Source organism: Sulfuricurvum sp., from assembly GCF_049305995.1.
GTDB lineage: Bacteria > Campylobacterota > Campylobacteria > Campylobacterales > Sulfurimonadaceae > Sulfuricurvum.
In genome coordinates this window covers 1-2404 of the sequence record NZ_JBAQPS010000079.1, presented here as the reverse complement: position 1 = coordinate 2404, position 2404 = coordinate 1, and the positions used below count along the sequence as shown (strand labels likewise).

Genomic DNA, 2404 nt, shown 5'->3' with positions numbered 1-2404 from the left:
GAAGGTGAATATCTTTCAAATAAATAGCCAACATAACGAATACCCATATCAATTGAAGGTTCACTTCCTCGTGAAGAACGATAATAATGAGGACAGCTTGGAATCTTTTGTTCACCCATCTTTTTCGCAATGATCTCAGGGGGAATATAGCTTGCTTCAATAACTGCCAACCCTTCATGGGCGGTAAAATGAGCCTCTTTTTCCTGAGAAACGCCAATAATCGAAACTTTTTCTTTACCATACAACGCGGCATAACCATTTTCATCGTTTTGAAGGGTAATCACCCCTTTGTTCTCGACATTATTAAATGTATCAAATGGATAAGCACGTAACACGACACCAGTACTTTGCGTCGCATATAGGAGCAAAGCATCCACAGGAGTAATATATATCTCATCGATAATTGCCAAACGTAAAGCGATACAAAAAGGAACTTTCAACTCTTTAACATCAACGGCACCGAACAACAAATCAGTACTATACGTTTCGGTATGATGAAGTTGTAAAATTCGTCCAATTCCGAGTCTTCCATCTTGTTTTTCTTTGTAACTAATCTCACGAAGCGGGCGCGATAATGCGGCGCGTAAATCACGTGCAATCCCATGTATACTGAGACAATCGCCACGGTTAGCGGTGAGTTCGATTTCGATTACATCATCATTAAACACTGCATATTCGTTCAAATTTTTTCCGAGTACCAATTCACCGATACTCGCATCAAGGATCATAATCCCTTCGCCCATTGACGGCAAACCGATCTCTTTGGCGGAACAAATCATTCCGTGAGAATCAACACCGCGAAGTTTTGCTTCTTTGATTTTAAGACCGCCAGGGAGTTCCGCACCGACCGTCGCCAATGCGATATGAATCCCCTCACGGACATTCGATGCACCGCATACGATTTGACGTACTTCTTTTCCAACATTCACTTGGCAGACATTAAGCTTATCGGCATCGGGATGTTTTTCACACTTCTCAACGAATCCTACAACAACACCGTCCGCAACGCAGATCACTTCGTGAGCATCGACTTCCAAACCGATCGCATTAAACGTTTTACATAACTCTTCCGCGCTGATGCCGTCGAGATCGATCCACTCATTTAACCAATTTTTTGTAACGATCATCTAAACTGCTCCAATAATCTCGTATCTCCCTCAAACAATGAGCGTAAATCACCAATACGGTGAATCAACATCGCAAAACGCTCGACCCCAAGCCCGAACGCATACCCGCTAACATTCTCATAACCGACCGCTTTAAAGACGTTCGGATCAACAATACCGCATCCGAGTACTTCGAGCCAACCCGTTTTAGAGCACACTCGACACCCTTCCCCGCCGCAGAAAATACAGCTGATATCTACTTCCGCCGAAGGCTCCGTAAACGGGAAAAAACTCGGACGAAAACGAACTTCGACATCGCCGAACATTGTTTTCAAAAAATCTTCGAGGATAAATTTGAGGTTCGCAAAGGAGACTTTCCCCGCCTCTTCGACAACCAATCCCTCAACCTGATGGAACATTGGCGTATGAGTAATGTCGTAATCGCGACGGAAAACAGCACCTGGAGCGATCATCCGAATCGGCGGTTTTTGGCTCAACATCGTACGGATTTGTACCGGAGAGGTATGGGTACGCAACAACATCGAGTCTTTAAAATAAAAGGTATCCTGCATATCCCGTGCAGGATGATATTTCGGCAGGTTTAGCGCTTCAAAATTGTGAAAATCATCTTCCACCATAGGCCCCGTTTTTACCGAAAAGTTCATCGCCACAAAATGTTCTACGATACGATCCATGGTTTCCATAACGGGGTGCAATGAACCGCGTTCACTCCTAGCAGAATAAAGACTCACGTCAATCGCTTCGGCTTTCATCGTTGCTTGCAAATGTTCCATCGCCAAAAAGAGTTTGCGATCTACCAAGAGTGCATTCAACCCCTCTTTGTGGATATTCAACTCTTTGGCAAATGTCCCTTTTTCAGCATCGGGAATATCTTTCATACGGGCGAACTCTGCGTTCATAATCCCTTTTTTTCCGAAAATAGCGATTCGGATCTCTTCGATCTTATCAATCGTATCGGCCGATTTTATAGCATCATACCACTCTTGCAAAATAGAGTCTCCATTGTGATTTTCTGAAAGCTTTAAAAATAGATCTTTACACTTTTATGAAAGGGCTTTCAATTTGAGAGATATTGTAGTCAAATCTCTTTTATAAATAGCTTCAAGCGATCATCCATGTGCTACAATAGCATAAAAAAAGAGGTTTAAAATGTGCATTTTTTGCAAAATTATCAATAAAGAAATCCCCTCCAACGCCGTAACCGAAAACGAAGAATTTTATGCGTTTCATGACATCAATCCAAAAGCTCCCGTTCACGTTTTAGCGATCCCTAAAGC

3 protein-coding genes are annotated in these 2404 nt (G+C 42.7%); 1 reads left to right on the top strand and 2 read right to left on the bottom strand.

Translation table 11 applies throughout. The features are described from left to right. Both ytpR and pheS read right to left on the bottom strand, forming a co-directional pair. A partial coding sequence (ytpR, locus tag WA010_RS02720; protein ID WP_422555642.1) for a YtpR family tRNA-binding protein occupies positions 1 to 1127 on the bottom strand: 1127 nt, incomplete at its 3' end. After that, the gene (gene pheS, locus WA010_RS02715) at positions 1124 to 2116 is read right to left on the bottom strand and encodes a phenylalanine--tRNA ligase subunit alpha (protein WP_422555641.1); all 993 of its coding nucleotides are present in this window, start codon (positions 2114 to 2116) and stop codon (positions 1124 to 1126) included. The genes ytpR and pheS, both read right to left, overlap by 4 nt. Before the next feature lie 160 nt (positions 2117 to 2276). Here pheS and WA010_RS02710 point away from each other — a divergent pair. Then, a partial coding sequence (locus tag WA010_RS02710; RefSeq protein WP_422555643.1) for an HIT domain-containing protein occupies positions 2277 to 2404 on the top strand: 128 nt, incomplete at its 3' end.